Origin of the sequence: Pyrococcus yayanosii CH1, from assembly GCF_000215995.1 — an archaeon.
Classification (GTDB): domain Archaea; phylum Methanobacteriota_B; class Thermococci; order Thermococcales; family Thermococcaceae; genus Pyrococcus; species Pyrococcus yayanosii.
Window position 1 is genome coordinate 691,454 of the sequence record NC_015680.1, and the last position, 18,140, is coordinate 709,593.

Annotated in this window: 13 protein-coding genes and 1 CRISPR repeat array; of the genes, 10 read left to right on the forward strand and 3 right to left on the reverse strand. The window is 46.2% G+C overall.

The window, feature by feature from the left end; genetic code table 11:
- Positions 1-3: 3 nt before the first annotated feature.
- The 3 genes from trm10 to csx2 all read right to left on the reverse strand — a co-directional run bounded on the left by trm10 (position 4) and on the right by csx2 (position 6,935).
- Complete coding sequence (gene trm10, locus PYCH_RS03880) at positions 4-1,128, reverse strand: tRNA (guanine(9)-/adenine(9)-N1)-methyltransferase (RefSeq protein WP_048058193.1); 1,125 nt, start codon at positions 1,126-1,128, stop codon at positions 4-6.
- A 527-nt stretch (positions 1,129-1,655) separates the two neighbouring features.
- A CRISPR array of direct repeats spans positions 1,656-3,642; the repeat unit is 30 nt; unit sequence GTTCCAATAAGACTCAAAGAGAATTGAAAG.
- 618 nt (positions 3,643-4,260) lie between these two features.
- Positions 4,261-5,745, reverse strand: coding sequence for a hypothetical protein (locus tag PYCH_RS03885; protein ID WP_013905539.1), 1,485 nt, complete (start codon positions 5,743-5,745; stop codon positions 4,261-4,263).
- The gene (gene csx2, locus PYCH_RS09470) at positions 5,742-6,935 is read right to left on the reverse strand and encodes a TIGR02221 family CRISPR-associated protein (RefSeq protein WP_013905540.1); all 1,194 of its coding nucleotides are present in this window, start codon (positions 6,933-6,935) and stop codon (positions 5,742-5,744) included. The genes PYCH_RS03885 and csx2 overlap by 4 nt, the downstream gene beginning before the upstream one ends.
- Before the next feature lie 365 nt (positions 6,936-7,300).
- Between csx2 and cmr1 the strand changes: the two genes are divergently transcribed.
- From cmr1 to PYCH_RS03940, 10 genes are all read left to right on the forward strand, one after another.
- Positions 7,301-8,380 (forward strand): type III-B CRISPR module RAMP protein Cmr1, encoded by a 1,080-nt coding sequence (cmr1, locus tag PYCH_RS03895; RefSeq protein ID WP_013905541.1) that lies wholly within the window; start codon positions 7,301-7,303, stop codon positions 8,378-8,380.
- The gene (gene cas10, locus PYCH_RS03900) at positions 8,377-11,259 is read left to right on the forward strand and encodes a type III-B CRISPR-associated protein Cas10/Cmr2 (protein WP_013905542.1); all 2,883 of its coding nucleotides are present in this window, start codon (positions 8,377-8,379) and stop codon (positions 11,257-11,259) included. The genes cmr1 and cas10 overlap by 4 nt, the downstream gene beginning before the upstream one ends.
- A 2-nt stretch (positions 11,260-11,261) precedes the next feature.
- Positions 11,262-12,326: a type III-B CRISPR module-associated protein Cmr3 gene (gene cmr3, locus PYCH_RS03905; RefSeq protein WP_237698703.1), complete on the forward strand. Its 1,065-nt coding sequence runs from the start codon at positions 11,262-11,264 to the stop codon at positions 12,324-12,326.
- Positions 12,327-12,385: 59 nt separating this feature from the next.
- Positions 12,386-12,697 carry a CRISPR-associated ring nuclease Crn3/Csx3 gene (crn3, locus tag PYCH_RS03910; RefSeq protein ID WP_013905544.1) on the forward strand — a complete coding sequence of 104 codons (312 nt, stop codon included), beginning with the start codon at positions 12,386-12,388 and terminating at the stop codon, positions 12,695-12,697.
- The gene (cmr4, locus tag PYCH_RS03915; RefSeq protein ID WP_013905545.1) at positions 12,690-13,595 is read left to right on the forward strand and encodes a type III-B CRISPR module RAMP protein Cmr4; all 906 of its coding nucleotides are present in this window, start codon (positions 12,690-12,692) and stop codon (positions 13,593-13,595) included. Before crn3 ends, cmr4 begins: the two co-directional genes overlap by 8 nt.
- Positions 13,576-14,046: a type III-B CRISPR module-associated protein Cmr5 gene (cmr5, locus tag PYCH_RS03920; protein ID WP_013905546.1), complete on the forward strand. Its 471-nt coding sequence runs from the start codon at positions 13,576-13,578 to the stop codon at positions 14,044-14,046. The genes cmr4 and cmr5 overlap by 20 nt, the downstream gene beginning before the upstream one ends.
- Positions 14,047-14,048: 2 nt before the next feature.
- Positions 14,049-15,083: a type III-B CRISPR module RAMP protein Cmr6 gene (cmr6, locus tag PYCH_RS03925; protein ID WP_013905547.1), complete on the forward strand. Its 1,035-nt coding sequence runs from the start codon at positions 14,049-14,051 to the stop codon at positions 15,081-15,083.
- 110 nt (positions 15,084-15,193) lie between these two features.
- The gene (gene cobT / locus PYCH_RS03930) at positions 15,194-16,207 is read left to right on the forward strand and encodes a nicotinate mononucleotide-dependent phosphoribosyltransferase CobT (RefSeq protein ID WP_013905548.1); all 1,014 of its coding nucleotides are present in this window, start codon (positions 15,194-15,196) and stop codon (positions 16,205-16,207) included.
- A 73-nt stretch (positions 16,208-16,280) separates the two neighbouring features.
- Positions 16,281-17,147 (forward strand): adenosylcobinamide-phosphate synthase CbiB, encoded by an 867-nt coding sequence (cbiB, locus tag PYCH_RS03935; protein ID WP_013905549.1) that lies wholly within the window; start codon positions 16,281-16,283, stop codon positions 17,145-17,147.
- A 2-nt stretch (positions 17,148-17,149) separates the two neighbouring features.
- A complete protein-coding gene (locus PYCH_RS03940) occupies positions 17,150-18,121 on the forward strand; it encodes an aminotransferase class I/II-fold pyridoxal phosphate-dependent enzyme (RefSeq protein WP_013905550.1) in 972 nt (323 codons plus the stop codon).
- Positions 18,122-18,140: the final 19 nt, after the last annotated feature.

Below are 18,140 nucleotides of genomic sequence, written 5' to 3' on the forward strand. Positions count from 1 at the left end.
CCCTCAGCAGTTGTAGCAGAGGAGGGCGGCCCTCTTTAAAAGTAAAACCCACTTTCCGCCCTTGCCGTCTGGCTTGAAGAGCGATATCTTCTTGAGATGGTGAATGCGCCTTCTCTCCAAGGCCACGATCCCCGTCTCCCTTAAAACCTTGACGAAGTCCTCCCACCTGATGTTCAGCCACTGAGAGAGCTCGTCATAGAGCTCCCTCTCCACGACTAGGTAGAGCTTTCCATCAACGAGGAAGCGAATCTTCCTCTTTGGTATCTCCTTCCTGAGCCTCCAGCGGGCGTGCAGGGGCGACTGAACGGCAAGAATGGCCCTCTCCATATCCTCACCGAGGACGAGCATTCTCAGGAGTATCTCGGCTATGTGGTTTATCCTGTCCGGAACACCCACGACATCTCCCCTAAGGCTTATTCTCCTTCGCCTGACCCTTATCCCAGCCTCCTCGATGGCCTCGCCGATTCTAGCTGTCGTACCCTTCTTGTCCCCCTTCATGTCAACTATGCCACCTATTATGAAGGCTCTCGCCGAAAGATCATCTGGACTCAAGTCTTTCTCGGCGTTAGGGTCCAGGAGGACTACCTCATCTATTCCCTTCTCCCTTAGGAAGTCGGCCGTCGGACCGGAATAAGCCTTCACCCTGTTAAGAGGAAAGCTTGCGAGCCTTTCGAACTCTCCGTTCAACCACGTTACCGCAAGCATCCTGTTCCAGAGGTAGCGCCTCACAACCGAGTAGGTCTCCCTCACCTGGAGGGCAACCTTTCCCTTCTCCTTCGGGATGTGGATGTCCCAAAGCATGAGATCAATGATTATGAAGGGATACTCCGGAAGCCTCGCGAGGAGATTTTCCCTCGATACGACGAGGGGATAGTGGTTAAACATGCACGGCCTAACGAAAGCGAACCTAGAACCAGCTACTCTCTTTCCACCAAGGCTCCACGCAATGCCAGTCTCCTCGGGCAACTCGACTATAGCACCTTCCCCCTCCAGAATCATCAAAGCAAGTTCCTGGAAGATATCAACCTGACCTTTGCTAGGCCATTTCTTTGATAAGCTACCAACAGCCTCGATGCCCTTTTCCCTCAGCAGCTCCCTAAGAACATCTCCAGGCCCATTCACCGGCATCGCTTGGAAGGAGGAAGGCGGGCTTTTAAGCTTTTAGGCTTTGGCAGAAAAATTTTCGATTCCAGTCTTCATACTTTCTTTTTTCATTTTACTGGCTTGTAGTGGAGTTTTTGACCGCCAGAGCTCTGAAATCCCATTGGAAGTCTTTAGTAATTTTTTGTTAGTATATGGCATTTTGTTGTGTTTTCTCGCGTGTTTTGTAACGAAATTTTTTTCGGAATTTGGAGTGGGGCAAGGAGGGCACTCCTTTCACCCCAAACCCTACTAGAATCGTATTTTTTCCAAATCTCTAACATAAAAAGTCTTGATTTTTGATTTAATTGGTTGAGAAACCGTTGGAAGCCTTATGATCACTTTCGATCATTGAAATTATGGGGTTTTTTAGAAGCTTTTTACCAAAAGTTTTGACTCCTCAAGACTGCATTTCAAGCCCTCTCAAGGCCTCGTTAAGACCCCCTCGCCAAAAGATTTATAAAATCCAAGACTCCCAAGAAAAGCATAGAAGAAAACAAGCAAAAAACCCACCTGTTCCAATAAGACTCAAAGAGAATTGAAAGAACTTAGTCGGCGATAGGTATGACATAGTTAAGAAAGTTCCAATAAGACTCAAAGAGAATTGAAAGCGGGGCCTGATGCGGGCGGGATCCGCCCCGCCGGCCTGTTCCAATAAGACTCAAAGAGAATTGAAAGCAAACAACTGCACCCACGACCGCGCCAGGAGGGCCGGCTAAGGTTCCAATAAGACTCAAAGAGAATTGAAAGTTCTAATAATCACGAGTACGACGTCTTCGTCGTCATGTTCCAATAAGACTCAAAGAGAATTGAAAGTCGTTTTCTTCATTATTATCTATGTCATTACACCTATGTTCCAATAAGACTCAAAGAGAATTGAAAGCGGGGCGCGAGCCGGCGGGAAATCCGCCCCCGCGGGGGTTCCAATAAGACTCAAAGAGAATTGAAAGCTGGATCTCTCTGAATTCTTCTGGATCACTAGTAACCTGTTCCAATAAGACTCAAAGAGAATTGAAAGGGATTTTCTGGAGTACTTTTGGAGTTCCTGGATCGTGTTCCAATAAGACTCAAAGAGAATTGAAAGCTCTGCCTTCACTTCCACCACCCCCAAGCCTTCTTCGTTCCAATAAGACTCAAAGAGAATTGAAAGGATGACGGCAACAACCTCGCCCGCCCTGTTCTTCGGGTTCCAATAAGACTCAAAGAGAATTGAAAGTGCTGGAATGTGGGGCGTCGGCGGTAGGATCAAGTGGGTTCCAATAAGACTCAAAGAGAATTGAAAGTTGACGAGATCATCGACGGTCTCGAGAAGGGGGAGGCTGTTCCAATAAGACTCAAAGAGAATTGAAAGCGGAACCAGGCGAGGAGGGCCTGCTTCTTTGGGCTCCACGCCGTTCCAATAAGACTCAAAGAGAATTGAAAGGGGGAGGCGAGAAGGCTAGGTTTCTTCATAGCATCAGGTTCCAATAAGACTCAAAGAGAATTGAAAGCCGCCCTCCCTCGTCCTCATCTCAACCGCCCCACTGCGTTCCAATAAGACTCAAAGAGAATTGAAAGTTGATAATCTCTGGATCCTCGAAGCCGGCCTTGAGCAGTTCCAATAAGACTCAAAGAGAATTGAAAGACTCTCTCCCAAAGTAACAACTGCCAGCGCTGGTCTCTGTTCCAATAAGACTCAAAGAGAATTGAAAGCATTCAAGGGAATTGGATTTACTGGCTTGTAGCGAAGTTCCAATAAGACTCAAAGAGAATTGAAAGCTGTAAAGAAAGTTGACAGTTTCTTGACCTCTTCCCATGTTCCAATAAGACTCAAAGAGAATTGAAAGCCTTTTTAGCAGTTCATCTGCGAGCCGAAACAGAGCCTGTTCCAATAAGACTCAAAGAGAATTGAAAGGGCAAAAAAGCTTGGAGAAGCTAGGCCTTTACGGACTGGTTCCAATAAGACTCAAAGAGAATTGAAAGTATGGATACTGTAGGTACACTCGATACGTCAGCGCAAGTTCCAATAAGACTCAAAGAGAATTGAAAGGGAGCCCCAGAGGAGTGTTCCGGGCCCGGGGGAGTCCCCGTTCCAATAAGACTCAAAGAGAATTGAAAGCGTCGTCTTCGTAGATGTCTATTATCTCTACCTCCGTTCCAATAAGACTCAAAGAGAATTGAAAGTCACTTGTTCTAACTGCTGGTAAAGCTCTTTTAGTTGCGTTCCAATAAGACTCAAAGAGAATTGAAAGTTTCGGGGGTTCGGGGCCTGAGCCGGCGGGGAATCCGGTTCCAATAAGACTCAAAGAGAATTGAAAGTGATGTAGTTAGCGAGATCCTCCTGGAGTCCATTCCTAGGGTTCCAATAAGACTCAAAGAGAATTGAAAGGACCCCGGAATGCCTACGAATTCAGTTAACAACTCAAGTTCCAATAAGACTCAAAGAGAATTGAAAGGGAAAGGCTTCCACGTTGAGTTGCCCCGCTCGTCCCTGTTCCAATAAGACTCTAAGAGAATTGAAAGTTTACCCTAATTGCGGCCGTGATCATTGCAATCCTCTGATTGTTTTTGTTATTATTTTTGTTACTCGTTGGTTTGGTTGGGTTATTATTTTGGCTATCCGTCTGATCGATCATGGTAATTACGAGTTCTACCCGCGGTGCTAAGTGGGAGAAAAGCATTCGTACGAACGCACGATACCCATGCACTTCACCCTTGAAGGGCGGGTGTGGAAAATCGTGTCGAGAGTTAGGACGCGGGCCGGCAAAATTTTCAAGACCCGCATGCTGACTAATGTCATAACAAACCAGCCTAGGAATTACTACTTGGATTCGTTAACCGGGGAGTGTTAAGATTTCACCCTCCCTCACGATTTTTTTCTTGAATTTTTCTAGTGCGCGCAAAATAAGAAAATAAAAAAATATACTGCGTTCCACTTCAACACTTTGCGTAAAAAACTAACGCAAACTATCAGAGCAATACTAAAATGGAAAAGAAAAAGAAAAAAATATGTAGCTACGTCGAGAACAAGTAATTTTTTGAAAACAGACGAAGATAAGTTAAAAGTGGACGTTAAGTTTTTACTTTTTCTTTGAAAGCTGTGTCATTTACGGTGAGGCGGAGTTCAGTGTTCGGAGGATTTCAATGGCTTTTTTTTGTCTCTGGTTTAAGTGAGACTTTAACCTTGTCCCACTCCCAGGGATTCTTGCCTCTCCACACTGCCTTAACTTCTCCAATTCCGGAAACGTTTACTTTTCCAAAAACAATGGCTGAGGCGAATATAAAGTCTCTGACGTTCTCCCACGTTACATATTCCTTTATTTCTCCAAATCCCACATAGATGGGCTCAATATTTCTGAGGTGTTTCAGGTTTGCAAAGAAGTTCTTGTCTGAAGTGAAGACTATCAATTCGCCTTCGTTTTTCCTTAAAAATTCTACAAAGCTCTCAAGGATAACATCATCGCCTGTACCTTCTCTTGTTGGTTCGATGAGAATGGCGTTCCTTTCGTTGAGGAGCTTGAGTTGTAGTTGTCCGAGTTTGAAGAGCCTGTCCTTGGGTGATGGCTGGTTCCAGTAATCGCTATCAAGAACGTACTCGTCGAAAAATCTGCCATCCCTTAGAATTTTCGCTTTTTCTTTGGTTAATTCGGTTTCAACGATTCTTGAAATGGCAAGGTTAAGGGAGTACGCTTTGTCTTTCTGCCTGTCGAGGAACTCGAGAAACCTTCGTGGAATACCGAAAATTAGGGAATTTGTGTCAAATGTTATGTACCTAGTTTCCTTTTCCTTGATTTTGTTCAAAAGCCAGCGGTATAGTTCTTCTTCATTCATCCACTTCTCACCGTCAAGTGTTGCCTTGAGCTCTCTGATTCCAGAAGCGTTCAGGACACTGCTGAATAATCCATAGTCGCCAACGTAGCTTGGCAGGCTTAAGTTTTTAACTACTGAAACTTTTGCGAGATTTTCATTTTCTCTGAGCGAGATTGTGGCAATATCTTTTCCAGAAACTTTAATCTTGAGTAGTTCTCTGCCGAGTAGAAACTCCTGGTTGATTACAGCCATAAGTTCTTCTCTCGTTATCTTTATCTCCTCTTTTTCTCCTTCAAGCCTTAAGGGTTCTTTTGTTCTTTCTTTTCCGCTCAGCTCGCTCTTCATTTCCAATAGCTCTTGGATAGAGAAGGGGATTAGGTAGAGGGGGAGGTTTATGTAGCTTAAGTCTCTCAGGTGGAGGTAGTAAATCTTATCAGCTTTAAACTTTCCGCCTTCAACGCCTTCGATTCCTGCGTACATTGAAAATGCGCTCATGAACTTTCTTCCTGGCGTCATGTCTATTGCGATTTCGTTGCCCTCGAGCTTTTCTCTCTTTATTATTTCTGCCAGTGTCTTTGTGAATGTTCTAAAATCTTCTTCGTCAACCTTGTGAGTGTCGTCAATCGCTATTGTTCTTCCATAAGCCTTTGCAAGCGCTTCAATGTAACTCTTAATTTTTTCCATGTTTCTTTTCACTTTGTCGTTCCAGAGGAGGTAAATCTTGTCTGGGTAGTAGGAGTCTCTGGCGATTGCCATCCAGAGAGAGTTGAATACGGCAAAGGGAGATGTACCAACAGTGGTAATCCATACTCTCATGGCAAAGCCTCCTTTAGTAATTTGAGTATTTCATGAGATCTTTTCTCAATAACATTCACTTTGGGTCGGTCTTTTTTCTCCTTCATCCCAGCGTGGGCTATCGCATTCCTGATTTCGTAAACTTTGAGCCAAACCTTGGCAAGTTTAGCTATTTTTTCATTCTTTTCAAGCTTCTCTACCCATTCCGTTTTTTCAATTCCATTCGTGTTCCCTCTAATCTTCGCTGAGAACCAGCCTATTGTTTTTTCTGCTTTAATTCTAACATCTTTGCTCAGCCACTTCTTTTCACCAGCTAAGAAAATCACAGCGTTGATAATCCATTCCCTCATAAGTTCTAGGGCATTTGCCGTCATGCCTTTTTCAAGTAGGTATTCAATTATTCCGAGTTGCTTTTCTAAACTTTCCTTGCCAAATTCCTTGCACCCGAATTCAGTTAGGCGTTCAATCTCGTTAAGCGTGTACCTTATCGGTGGAAGGAATTCAATTGCCTCAGCTTTGAACTCTTCATAACCTTTCTTGGCTTTTGCTGATAGTTCCATGAATTCTGGAATTTGATTTAGCTGGAGGTTCTTGAGTAGGATAAGGATTAGATCAGCATAGCCCGACAAAGTTTTTGGTTTCTTTGGAGCGTTGGTTTTGTAAAACCTTGCGTTCATGTTTTTGATTGAATTGTAAATGCCCTCCCCTCTGCCATACTTTTTCAGATCTCTCACTCCATAGAGCCAATCAGCTAAGTCGAGGATTCCACTGAGGTCAAAGATTGGTGCACCTTTTTCAGTCTTTGCCTCAAAGGCTCCATAGTAGATTCCCACAATCTTGACGTTTTTGACCTCTTGGAGGTAAAGTATGATGGGGAATGACATGAAGGGTATGTGTCTGAAGGCGTGAGTTATGTCGAGAATTATTTCATCATTGTAATCAACGCTGTCAACGATTTTCTCAAACAGGCTCCAGATGTCTTCTTGAGTTTTTGGCGTTTCTATCTCAACGAATTGAACGTTTTCTATTCTCTCTCTTAGCTTTTCCCCATGCTTTTTGTAAGCTTCTTTTGTCGCGAAGATTATGACCTCGGAGGGCTGAAATATTTTTGTCAATGCTTCTTGAATGTATTCTGTCCTCACAGTTTTATCCTCATAGAAATATATAGTTTCTTTGTATTCGCTAGATCCGATAAAGCTCAACAACTTCACTACACACCACCATGTATTGTAATATCCTTCCGGGACTTAAAGTTTTCTTTTGCAAAGAGGTGCTTTTTTGAAGGATAATGGCATGACCCACACCGCAAAATAACATTTCAGAAACTCATAGTTGAATGTAGGGTTTCCTTATAAAAGGCTTCTTTTAGTATATGAGCATGCGAAATATTTTTATCAACAACTTTGCATAGACAATACTAGGGATCCGCGATGAAGTATCTTATCGTCATGACTCAGGATGGTGAATTGGAGAGTAATTCCTTGATTTTCCTGGAGAACTAATTAAAAGCGACTCTAAACTCGCTGAGCTCATGAGGAGATTGAATAATGTCGAAAACGTTTTGTGAGGTGTTGGTATGTATGAGGCAACATTTGAGCTTGAAGCAATAACGCCTGTTTTCATGAGGGGAGCTTATCAAAGCAAAGCCGAATTCAGGGCACCATCAATCAAAGGTGTGATGAGGTGGTGGTTCAGGGCTCTGGCTGGAAACTACTTTGGAAACGACATTGCCGGGCTTAGGGAGGCTGAAGGGAGAATCTTCGGCTCTGCAGGTAGTGGAGGGGCAAGGAGGAGCAGAGTTGGGGTAGTTGTGGAATCCCTCTCGAAGCCCAAAAATATCTTTTTCAAGCCCCCCAAGGTCTTTGACAGGGAGTCGTGGGTGAGCGACCTTCCGTATCTTTTTTTCTCCATAAAAATGACAGCTAAGAGCATACGGAATTCCCTGTTCTACCCGCCCGGTTCAGTCTTTAGGGTCTCCATCTCCTCACGAGATCGTTCCTCTTATGTGGCCTCCCTAGCTTCCCTATGGGCGGCAGTTGTCCTCGGGGGTTTTGGCTTTCGCTCAAGGAGAGGTGCGGGAAGTCTCTGGTTCAAGGGCAGGGTGAAGGAGTTCGAGAATATCGGACTTCCAACCATCATTGACTCGCCAAAAGCTCTCAGAAATGGAATAAAACGAGCCATAACTCTCATAGGCTCAGCTTTCGGAAAGGAACAGGAGGTAATACTTAGTCCTCTCAGCTATCCTGTTCTCAATGAAAAAACAAGTTATGTTGCCCTGATTGAGTTTGATGATCCGAAAAATGCCCTAAGGCAGTTTCAAAGGGTTTACTCGGGCTTCAGAAGAAAGCCCGGGAACAAGATTCACAGGATTGTCTTCGGTCTTCCGATCGTCAAAGGCAACCTTGGAAGGATTAGGTGGGCCGCCAAGAAGTCGAGGAGGGCATCTCCCATGATGGTCAGCGTTAAGCCAATCGAAACCGGATATGCATTAGTGATAGTGAAGTTCCGAACGGAGCCATTCTACATGGTCACCAGGCGGGAGGAAAGGAACACTCAAGAAATTATAAACAGTGTTGTGGACTGGAGCCTCTTGAAAGAGTTTGATGAGAAATTTCAGGAGAAACCCGCTTACGGCTCACTGGAGGTGTTCCAATGAGGTCCGAGTACCTTAATGCTCTTCTTGAGGCATATCTTGAAATCAACCCCTCAGAGATACTCTCCGGACAAGTGCCGGATGAATGGAAAGCTCTCTCAAGCTTTCCCCTTGAGGGTGAGCCAACGAAGGTAGTGCTCAAACACCCCATAAGCTCGAAAGAGAAGGAGTTGACTGAAACCACCCACATCCTTGCCGAAGGAAAAACGGACATAATCAAGAAAATAGTGAGTGACTTTAGTCTTTCAGCTCAAAGCATTGAGGAGTTTGCCAGGTTCTGGAATGAACTTCCTGAGAAACTCCAGGAATTTTACAGAGGTAGGATTGAGAACCTAAAGAAGGAAGGAAAACTCGATGCCAGCATTGATTCCGACACCCTTGCCCAAGAGCTTGTTCACTTCCCCGCTGATCCCCTTATGCCAGACCACGACTGGCTGAGCAGGCTCGACATCTATGCAACCATAAAAGCTGCTGAAAAGACGGGAGCAAAGCTGTATCTTCTCCGCTTTAAAATATCCCCAGTTCAGGGATTCATAGGCAACGCAAGAACGGAAAGAGATCTCTGGGCTGGAAGCCACATGCTGGGCTACTTGACGTATCAGGCAATCAGCGAAATATGGCATGAATACGGTCCTCAGGCTGTAATATTTCCTCATCTCCGTGGTCAGCCATTCTTTGAGTTTGAAATTGGGCTGTTGGAGGACAAGGATGAGCTGGAGATAGCCAACATACCCAATAAGGTGCTTGCCATTATCCCGGTCTGGGAAGGAGAAAGTCTTGAAGAGCTTAAGGGAAGAATTGAGAGTAGAATAATCCGGGAGCTCAAAGGTATTTTTAATGCAGCATGGGATTTCTATGAGATCAACTTCGAAAAGAAAAATATCTACGAAAAGACAGTAGAGAAATACTTCACAATTACAATTGAACTGATTCCGTTTGAGGAAGTAAAACCAGTCTTTGGAAAGCTCCTTAAGGATTATCTAACGACATTAGGGCAAAAAGCCTCCATGAGCACCTATTACTCTGAGCTATTCACGATACTCGACCAGCTGACCGACTTCCGCTCAAGAGAATTTGAAAAAGTAAAGCAACCGGAAGGGTTCAAGTGCATCCTCTGCGGAGAACACGTTGCAATAGGCGGAGATGTTCTCGAGTATTCCGAACTTAGGATGAAATGGGAAGATTTGAGAAAAAATCTGAATTCAAGAGGCATCTATGATATTAAATCCGGGGAACGCCTTTGTCCGCTTTGTCTGGCAAAGCGCTTCTATCCAAGATTTTATGCCTTGTGGAAGGCAGAAGATGTAAAAAGCGCTTGCGACGAGCAGTTGGGGAGAAAAGCCAAAGAATACTTTGAAGATAAAATTTTGAACGTCAAGAGCTTTGAATCCGTGAGTGAGGTTGCTATGAAAAAACTTACGAGGAAAGCCGTTAAGCTGTGGAGGGAAAGCAAGCTTTATGTAAGTGACGGCTCTTTAAAACGTCCCATCACATGGTATGATATCTTCATAGATCTTCTTGAACCCACCCGTTCCGAATACGGCGGAGCCGTTTTAAAACCTGAAGGGACGTCTGCAGATTCCTTCCTAGAAACCCTTATGAAGCTTAGAACCGCAGTTCTCCCTCTATTCAAGAAACTTTCGCCAAACATCGAAGTTCTCTACAAAGAAAACTTGAGAACCTTGGATTCCCTAGCAAAGATTTACGGGCTGAACTCCAATGAGCTGATGGAGAGGGGCATAGATGACGAGGTAAGAACAAATATCCTAGAGGCAATCCGGAATCTTGAAGAGTCAATTGGTGAACCTCCGAAATATTATGCACTCCTAAAGATGGATGGCGATAATATGGGCAAGGTTATCAGCGGGACTAAAGCTGTAAAACCGCTAAAGGAATACTCACTCACCGGAGACGCTCCGGATGTTCACAGACCAATAACTCCAACCGCCCACATAGCCATAACCCGCTCACTCTCAAAGTTTGCCGTTGAGAAAGTTCCCAAGCTATCTAAGGAACATCATGCTGAGCTTATTTATGCAGGAGGAGATGATGTTTTTGCCCTCGTACCAACTGACCAAGCCATTCCGCTTGCATACGAGCTTCAAAAAGAATTCAGAAAAGACTGGGAAGGATTTGATTACCTCCAGGGAAGCACGAGAAGCATGAGTGCCGGAATCTTGGCAATTTATTACAAGGAGCCTCTTTACAGTGCTATTAGGAAGGTCAATGAGCTTGAGCACTTGGCAAAGGAGAGCGGAAGAAATGCCTTGGCAATAGGCTACCTCACACACAGCGGAAACTACTATGTGGTAATCGTGAACTGGAGGATTTTCGGTAATGATGTAGTTTATGACCTATTGAGGTCATTTACTAATGAAAGAGAAAACATGAAGGAAAAGATAAGCACTCGCTTCCTTTATGAGATTCTCAACGGTGTTGATAAATGGCCCAATGAACCCGATGCCATCATTCAGCTTCTCCGCTATGAGCTAATGAGACATTCAAACCTTTCGGAGGAAATCATCAGGAAAAAACTTGCTGAAATCCTGTGGATTGCAAGGAACGTTAGGATCAAGTTGAGCAGAGAAGATTTAAGCTCGTTGAAAATTGAAAATGCCGATGCAAAAACGATAAGCTCTGCTATCGAGGAAGTAATAGTTGATGATCCAGAAAAGGAAGAACCATCAGATACCCCTGACAGCATAATCCAAGACACTGACAAGCTGGAGAATCTGTGGTTTAATGCCATCACAAGAAAACTCGAGAAAAAGGGAATTTCCAAGGATTCCGCAAGAAGAATAAGTGCCCTTGTGCTTAAGAGGCAGGTTAAAGGAGCGGCAATTCTTATCAAAATACTTCGTGAAATGGGGGTGGGAGCTTGATCGTGAAAATAACCCCCAACGATGTGTTGTTCTTCAGAGAGAGCAGAGACTTTACCGCTGGAGATAGCCACCTCGCGGAATCTCTCCTCCCTCTCCCACACACAATTGCCGGTGCATTAATGGCGGTAATGTTCGTCAAGGGACGCTATGACTTACTGAACCTGGAGCTCAAGGAGGGAAAGTTCAGAAAGCCAGAGAATTGGAAGCCAAATTTTGAAATCATCGGAACATTTTTTATGAAGAAAAATGAGCTCTACTTCCCCGTTCCAAAGGACATCGTGAGTGCGAAAGCAGACGGAAGGAGCATCATCACCATGGCAAAGCTTAAGGAAGTGCAGATTGGAGGGCAAAGCTTTACAACAGTTTTCGCTGAAGGTGAAAGTCCTCTCCACTTCTCTCCAGTTAGTGGATTCCTAAGCTTTGAAAAACTCAAGAGCTATCTAAACGGTGAATATTACAGCAAAAATGATCTCTCCGAGGAAATAACCAAAAACAGCTCACTTTACAAATGGGAAAACAGGGTAGGTATAGGCCTAAACTCCTCAAAAACCACTGTCGAAGGAATGTTCTACAGAACAAGGATGCTCAGGCTGGAAAAAGACACGGCAATTGGGATAGTTCTTAGCAAGAAAAATCTTGATGAAGTAAAGAAGACGCTCGGTAAGAAGGGTACTCTGAAGCTCGGCGGAGAGGGAAGATTTGCCCACTATGAGATTATAGATGAAGATCCCTTGGAGGAGCTCGAAGAGATCAGCGTTAAAAAGAATGCCCTATTCAAGCTCTACCTTGCAACTCCCCTAATCGTAGATGGACAGAGCTGGAACATAGCAGAAGTTCTGCCAGAACACATCAACGCCAAAATTGTTAAGGTCTTCATGGACAGACCAGAAAAGATAACCGGCTGGGACTTGGTTAAGAGACGTCCCAAAGAGACCCTCTACGCAGTTCCACCAGGCAGTGTTTACATCCTTAAAGCCCAGGAAGATTTGACGTTAAAACCTTTCTACCGGCTTGGAATGATGGTAGAATTAGGCTATGGACTTGTTTTTGCAGGTAAATACGGCTGAGGTGGTGATAATGGGCATTTATCACTTATCTAACCTAAGTTCCCCGGAGGTGGCAAGCTTTGATTAAGTTCAGAGTTAAGGAGCTTGGAGGCTTCACTGTCGTGCATTTTGAGCTTAACGAAGAAATTAGACCATCAATTTTAAGGAACCTCAATCCACCAGAGGTTAAAGGCACGAAAGGCGTTGTGTTAAGCGGTAGAGGACCGATATGGCTCTACGGCTTTCTTGTTCATTTTTACCACTATACCCGCTGGGTGGCCACTTACGACCCCCGCCTCGGCGGGGCCGTAATCATTGAGTCTCACTGGCCCGGAGTTCACCCAGGTGATGTTGTTAAGCTAAATCTTGAGGAGGTGCTTAGAAATGTTTGAAAAAATCCTTATTTTGGGAATATACACCACAACGCCCGTACATGCTGGGAGCGGAGCTGAGATAAGCGTAATTGACCTGCCAATACAGAGAGAAAGGCACACGGGCTTTCCCGTGATATGGGGACAGAGCCTGAAAGGAGTTCTCAGAAGCGAGTTTCCAGGAGAAGATAACGACCCAACGAAAACCGTTATTTTTGGTCCCCCAACCGATAGAGCCCACGAACACGCCGGTGCAATAAGTGTCGGAGATGCAAAAATCCTGCTCTTCCCGGTAAGGAGTGCCAAAGGAGTCTTTGCCTACATCACATGTCCTCTCATCTTGGAGAGATTCAAGAGAGACATAGAGCTTGCAGGAGGGAGTGCTGGCTTTAAAATACAGGATGTTGGAGAAGCGGAAGCAATAGTAAGTGAGGATTCTTCACTTGTTGTCAGCACAGGCGGTGAGGATAAAATCGTCCTTGAAGAGGTCATTCTAAAGGTGAAGAAAGAAGACATCAGTCCAATAGTCAAGGCAATTAACAACATTTTGCCAATTCCAATAGACGCAAAAAGAATTGCAATAGTGAGCGACGACGTGTTTTCATCTTTCGTGAAAATGGCAACAGAGATTGTGGCAAGGATAAGGATTGACGCCAGGACGGGAACAGTTGCCGAAGGTGGCCTCTGGTATGAGGAGTTCCTCCCAAGCGACACAGTAATGTACTCCATGATAGCTATTGCAAACCCAAGGGTCAAAAACCCACCAAAAGAAGTCAACTCCCCTAAGGGAATAGCTCGCAAGCTGATTGAAGTTTTTAACAATAGGTTTCTCCAAATAGGCGGCGATGAGACTGTAGGAAAGGGCTTCGTTAAGGTCAAGCTGGTAGAGGTGAACGGCAATGAACCTCAGAAGCCTTGAGCAGGAGCGAGCAGCCTACGCTTACGAGTGTGTGAAAGAGGTTAAGGAGGAGGACGAGAAGACCCAAGGAAGATACGCAGCCTACGTCAAGAGCGCCCCAGTCCTCATACTGACAAACGGACTCGGGCAAACGCTGGCGTTCTACTTGGCCAAGATAGGTAAGAACATTGACGAAGTGGACTACAAGTCAATAGACCCCAAAAGCATCGAGGGAGGTGGTGATAAAAAGGCATACGCCTACCTTTACAAGCACATCGCAAGATGGCTTGCCGAGGACATAGGGTGCCACAAAAGTCTAACAAACGGTACCGATCCCCTAAAATACATAATTAGCCAGAACTCAACCAGTCTCGACGTGATGCTTCTAACCGAAGAAGCACTTTTCCTTCTCAACTGGCTGAAGCGCTTTGCCGATGCAATGCTGAAGAAAGACAAGGATAGCGGTGAGTGAACATGGCCAACTTCAGGAGAAGTCATAAGCTCTCAGAAAGGAATCGTCACAACGATAAAAAAGTTAAATTCATAGTTCCCGCAGACACACTCAAAGCACTTGAAGAGAACCCATGGAGAAATATCAGCAACGTTAGCCTTCTACTGATGAAGTACGTACCCTACATATTTGAGAAAGAGAAAAATAATACATACAAAGCAGAGCTCAAAGCTCCAGGAATTTCCGATGAAATTATTGAGGCATATTCCCACTACTTAGCCATATACCTCGAAATGCTTGGGGGTATTAACACGAAAGCAGTGCTACGCCTAAAGTCGAGACTTGTAGTTGGTCTGGGCGACGAAAGCGTTTACGAAACCAGCATAAGGCTACTCAGGAACTATGGGGTTCCTTACATTCCGGGATCAGCGCTAAAGGGTATTGCTAAGCACTATGCCTTCGAACTCCTTGCGGATGTCCACTGGGAGCTTCTTGTTGAGAAGTTCCAGAATAAATTCAAGAGGCTGAAGCTAGAGAGGGACGTTTATGGAGCCATAGGCTTTCTCCAGAATGCCTTTGAGAAGGATGATAATAGTTTGAAGAAGCTCAAGGAGCTCAACCTTGCGATAACACTAAAGGACGGCACAAAAACAACCGTTGAGGAGCTGGTGGATATCTTCGGAACACTTAACAGTGAGGGGAAGGTCGTTTTCTTTGACGCCCTGCCGTCCCCTGTGAGAGATCCTCCCGCAAATTTAGAACAGCTCAGATCCTCCCTCAAAGATATTTTTAAGGAGGATGTTCTTGAGCTTGACATAATGAACCCGCACTATCAACCGTACTATCAGGAAGGAAAACCGCCAGGCGACTGGTACAGCCCGACCCCAATATTTTTCCTCACAGTGAAAAAAGATACTCCATTCGTCTTTGCAGTTGGACCATCCAAGACCTGCAATGACAGAAAGCTTGTGGAGAAAGCATGGAAACTTCTCAAGGAAGCGTTAAGAGAGCACGGCGTGGGAGCGAAGACTGCGCTCGGCTATGGGAGATTTGAATAGTTTTTTCAAAATTTTCTTTTATAGTCAATTTATTTATCCTCTCCAGCTTCTCCCCTCACCCCACCAAAGCGCATATAAATCTTTGGATAAAAACTCCAGCGGTGATTAGAATGGAGAGTCTCTTCCTACTCGTCCTAGGCAACACCGAGATAAGCACCGTGCCAGGAATAAGCGTCGCTGGAGCAACGCCAGAGCTAACGAAACTTACCCCACCAGCCGATGCAGAGTACATCTTCTACGAGAAGCCCAAGATAATAGACGCCATTCCAGTAACACCAGAGGGTCATCCGACGCCAGCCATAATAACGAAAGCCGCTAGGGAGCTGGCAAGATTCCCCATTATAGTGATCAGAGGCGGGACATACTTAGCCCCAAAGGTTCCCCATGTTCACATAAGCGATGTCGTCGGCAGAGACTTCAGAAAGGAGCCGGCCCTTCCGGAGGTTGAAGACATAATCGAGACGGCAAGACTTTTCGGCGAAGAATTAAACAAAGAGCCAATCGAGGAGCTTGTCATAGGCGAATCAACGCCAGGTGGAACGACAACCGCCCAAGCTGTCCTGTGGACCCTCGGCTATGAGGCCAAAACCTCCTCTGCTTCACCGAACAACCCGCAGGCCCTTAAAGAGCAGGTCATAAAGGCCGGCTTCGAGAGGGCCGGAATAAGGTTTGGCGAACTTAGCGATGAACCCATTGAGGCTCTCAGGCAGTTTGGCGATCCTATGATGGCAACCGTGATTGGGATATCACTTGGCTTCAGAAAAAAGGTCGTCCTCGCCGGCGGGACTCAGATGCTGGCCGTCGCCGCCCTCCTCAAAGCCCTTGGTGAAAGCCTTGACAGGTTCATGATAGCTACCACGAAGTGGGTCGTCAACGACAGGAGTGCCACCTTCATCGAGACGGCGAAGGAGATAGGGATAATGAGCTACGCTGCCGACCTTGACTTCTCGAGGAGTGAATTCAAGGGCCTTAGAGATTACGAGAAAGGCTACGTTAAGGAAGGCGTTGGGGCTGGAGGGGCAACGTGGCTGGCAGTTAAAGCCGGATTTTCGCCCGAGGATGTGAGCAGGAAAGTTGAGGAGCTCTACAAGCAACTCATGAACCTTAAGGCCGCTTCTCCTTAATGGATTTTCACAATTTTTTAATTTTCCACACCTCGAAAGCCCAGCGACCGTCAAGGATAAAGAGGGCAGGCCAATGTGGGACGCCATAACTCTCCTGCTCGCTGTCCTCTGGGACCTATCCCTCGGCGAGCCCCCCACGTTGATCCACCCCACCGTCTGGTTTGGAAGGTTAATTGGATTCCTTGACGAGCACTATAGGCGAAGAAATCCAAAAGTTGATTTCCTCGCTGGCACCCTTTCGTCCCTTCTCGTCGTCGCATTTGCCTTGGTCCTTTCTACCCTCCCAAGATTTCTTCCAAAATTGCCCAGCCTTGTCCTGCCGGTCTATCTTCTGAAGAGCTCCTTCGCCATAAGGAGTCTTGCCGAGCACGTGAAGAACACGATAAAGGAAGACATCGAAGAACAGAGGCATTTCGTCGCCATGATAGTCAGCAGAGATGTCTCGGGGCTCGACAGGGCCCACCTAAACTCAGCCGCGATAGAGAGCCTTGCCGAGAACACCAACGACAGCGTGTTAGCTCCGCTGCTATACTTCCTGCTATTTGGCCTCCCCGGGGCGCTCGTTTACCGGGCGGTGAACACGCTCGACGCAATGATAGGCTATAGGGACGAGAGGCACGAGTACTTCGGCAAGTTTGCGGCGAGGCTTGACGACGCCCTCAACTTCATACCGGCTCGGATTACGGTGCTCCTCTTCCTGCCCCTCAACCCTAGGAAGGTGCTCTCCCACTGGCGAAAAGCCAGGTTCAAGATAAACTCAGACAAGCCTATAGCGGCCATGAGTGCAGTTCTCGGTGTCTGGCTTGAGAAAGAAGGGGTTTATCGGTTTGAAGGCAGAGAACCAACGCTGGAGGACGTAAGGAGGGCGCTGAAGGTTTACTGGATTGTGGTGGGAGAGTGGATTTTAACATGTCTACTTCTACTCACCCCTGGGGTGTGATCATGCTAAGGCCAATAGCCTTTAAAGCCAAGCACGGCGGCGCTAGGGAAGAAGGTTTGCTCGACTTCTCAGCCTCCGTAAACCCGTATCTGCCCGAGTGGCTCGACGAGATGTTTGAACGGGCCAAGAGTCTAAGCGGCCACTATCCTTACTGGGAACGCCTGGAAGAGGAGCTTTCGGTCTTAATAGGTAAGCCCGCAACGGTGACGGCGGGCATAACCGAGGCCCTCTACCTCCTCGGACCTGCACTGGGAAAGAAAAAAATCATAATCCCAAAGCACACCTACGAGGAGTACGAGCGCGTCGCCAGAATTTTCGGTGCAAGGGTCGTGAAGGGCCCCAACGAGCCCGAGAAGCTGGCCGCATTTGTGGAAAAGGAAAGTGTCGTCTTCTTCTGCAACCCCAACAACCCCGACGGAAGATTCTACCGGCCAAAGGAGCTAAGACCCCTCATCGACGCCGTCGAGGATAAAGGGGCTCTTCTCGTCCTCGATGAGGCCTTCATAGACTTCGTGAAAGACGCTAAAAGTCCGGAAGGTGAGAACGTCATAAAGCTAAGGACGTTCACCAAGAGTTATGGCCTTCCCGGGATAAGGGTGGGCTACGTTCTCGGCTTCACCGAGTACTTCAGGAGCGTCCGGATGCCATGGAGCATAGGTTCCCTTGGCCTGGCCTTCCTTGAGTTCGTAATCAAGGACGGCTTCGAGCATCTGAGGAAGACGATGCCCCTAATCTGGCGGGAGAAGGAAAGGCTTGAGAGGGCTTTAAACGTCAAGAGCGACGCGAACTTCTTCATAAAGGACGTAGGTGACGCCAAAGAAACCGTCGAGACCCTTAAGCGCAGGGGAATCCTCGTGAGGGACTGCACGAGCTTTGGACTACCTCGGCACGTGCGGTTCGGCGTCAGAAAGCCAGAGGAAAACGAGAAGCTTATCGAAGCTTTTCGAAAGCTTGGGCTCTCGCAACGGTTTTAAGGTGAACTACCCGGTGGTA

Excerpts from the sequence above, each read along its gene's own strand:
- PYCH_RS03940 (WP_013905550.1), top strand. The coding sequence starts at position 17,150 with ATGCTAAGGCCAATAGCCTTTAAAGCCAAGCACGGCGGCGCTAGGGAA.
- cmr1 (WP_013905541.1), top strand. The coding sequence starts at position 7,301 with ATGTATGAGGCAACATTTGAGCTTGAAGCAATAACGCCTGTTTTCATG.
- cmr4 (WP_013905545.1), top strand. The coding sequence starts at position 12,690 with ATGTTTGAAAAAATCCTTATTTTGGGAATATACACCACAACGCCCGTA.
- cobT (WP_013905548.1), top strand. The coding sequence starts at position 15,194 with ATGGAGAGTCTCTTCCTACTCGTCCTAGGCAACACCGAGATAAGCACC.
- PYCH_RS03885 (WP_013905539.1), bottom strand. The coding sequence starts at position 5,745 with ATGAGAGTATGGATTACCACTGTTGGTACATCTCCCTTTGCCGTATTC.
- trm10 (WP_048058193.1), bottom strand. The coding sequence starts at position 1,128 with ATGCCGGTGAATGGGCCTGGAGATGTTCTTAGGGAGCTGCTGAGGGAA.
- cmr5 (WP_013905546.1), top strand. The coding sequence starts at position 13,576 with ATGAACCTCAGAAGCCTTGAGCAGGAGCGAGCAGCCTACGCTTACGAG.
- cmr6 (WP_013905547.1), top strand. The coding sequence starts at position 14,049 with ATGGCCAACTTCAGGAGAAGTCATAAGCTCTCAGAAAGGAATCGTCAC.
- cas10 (WP_013905542.1), top strand. The coding sequence starts at position 8,377 with ATGAGGTCCGAGTACCTTAATGCTCTTCTTGAGGCATATCTTGAAATC.
- cbiB (WP_013905549.1), top strand. The coding sequence starts at position 16,281 with ATGTGGGACGCCATAACTCTCCTGCTCGCTGTCCTCTGGGACCTATCC.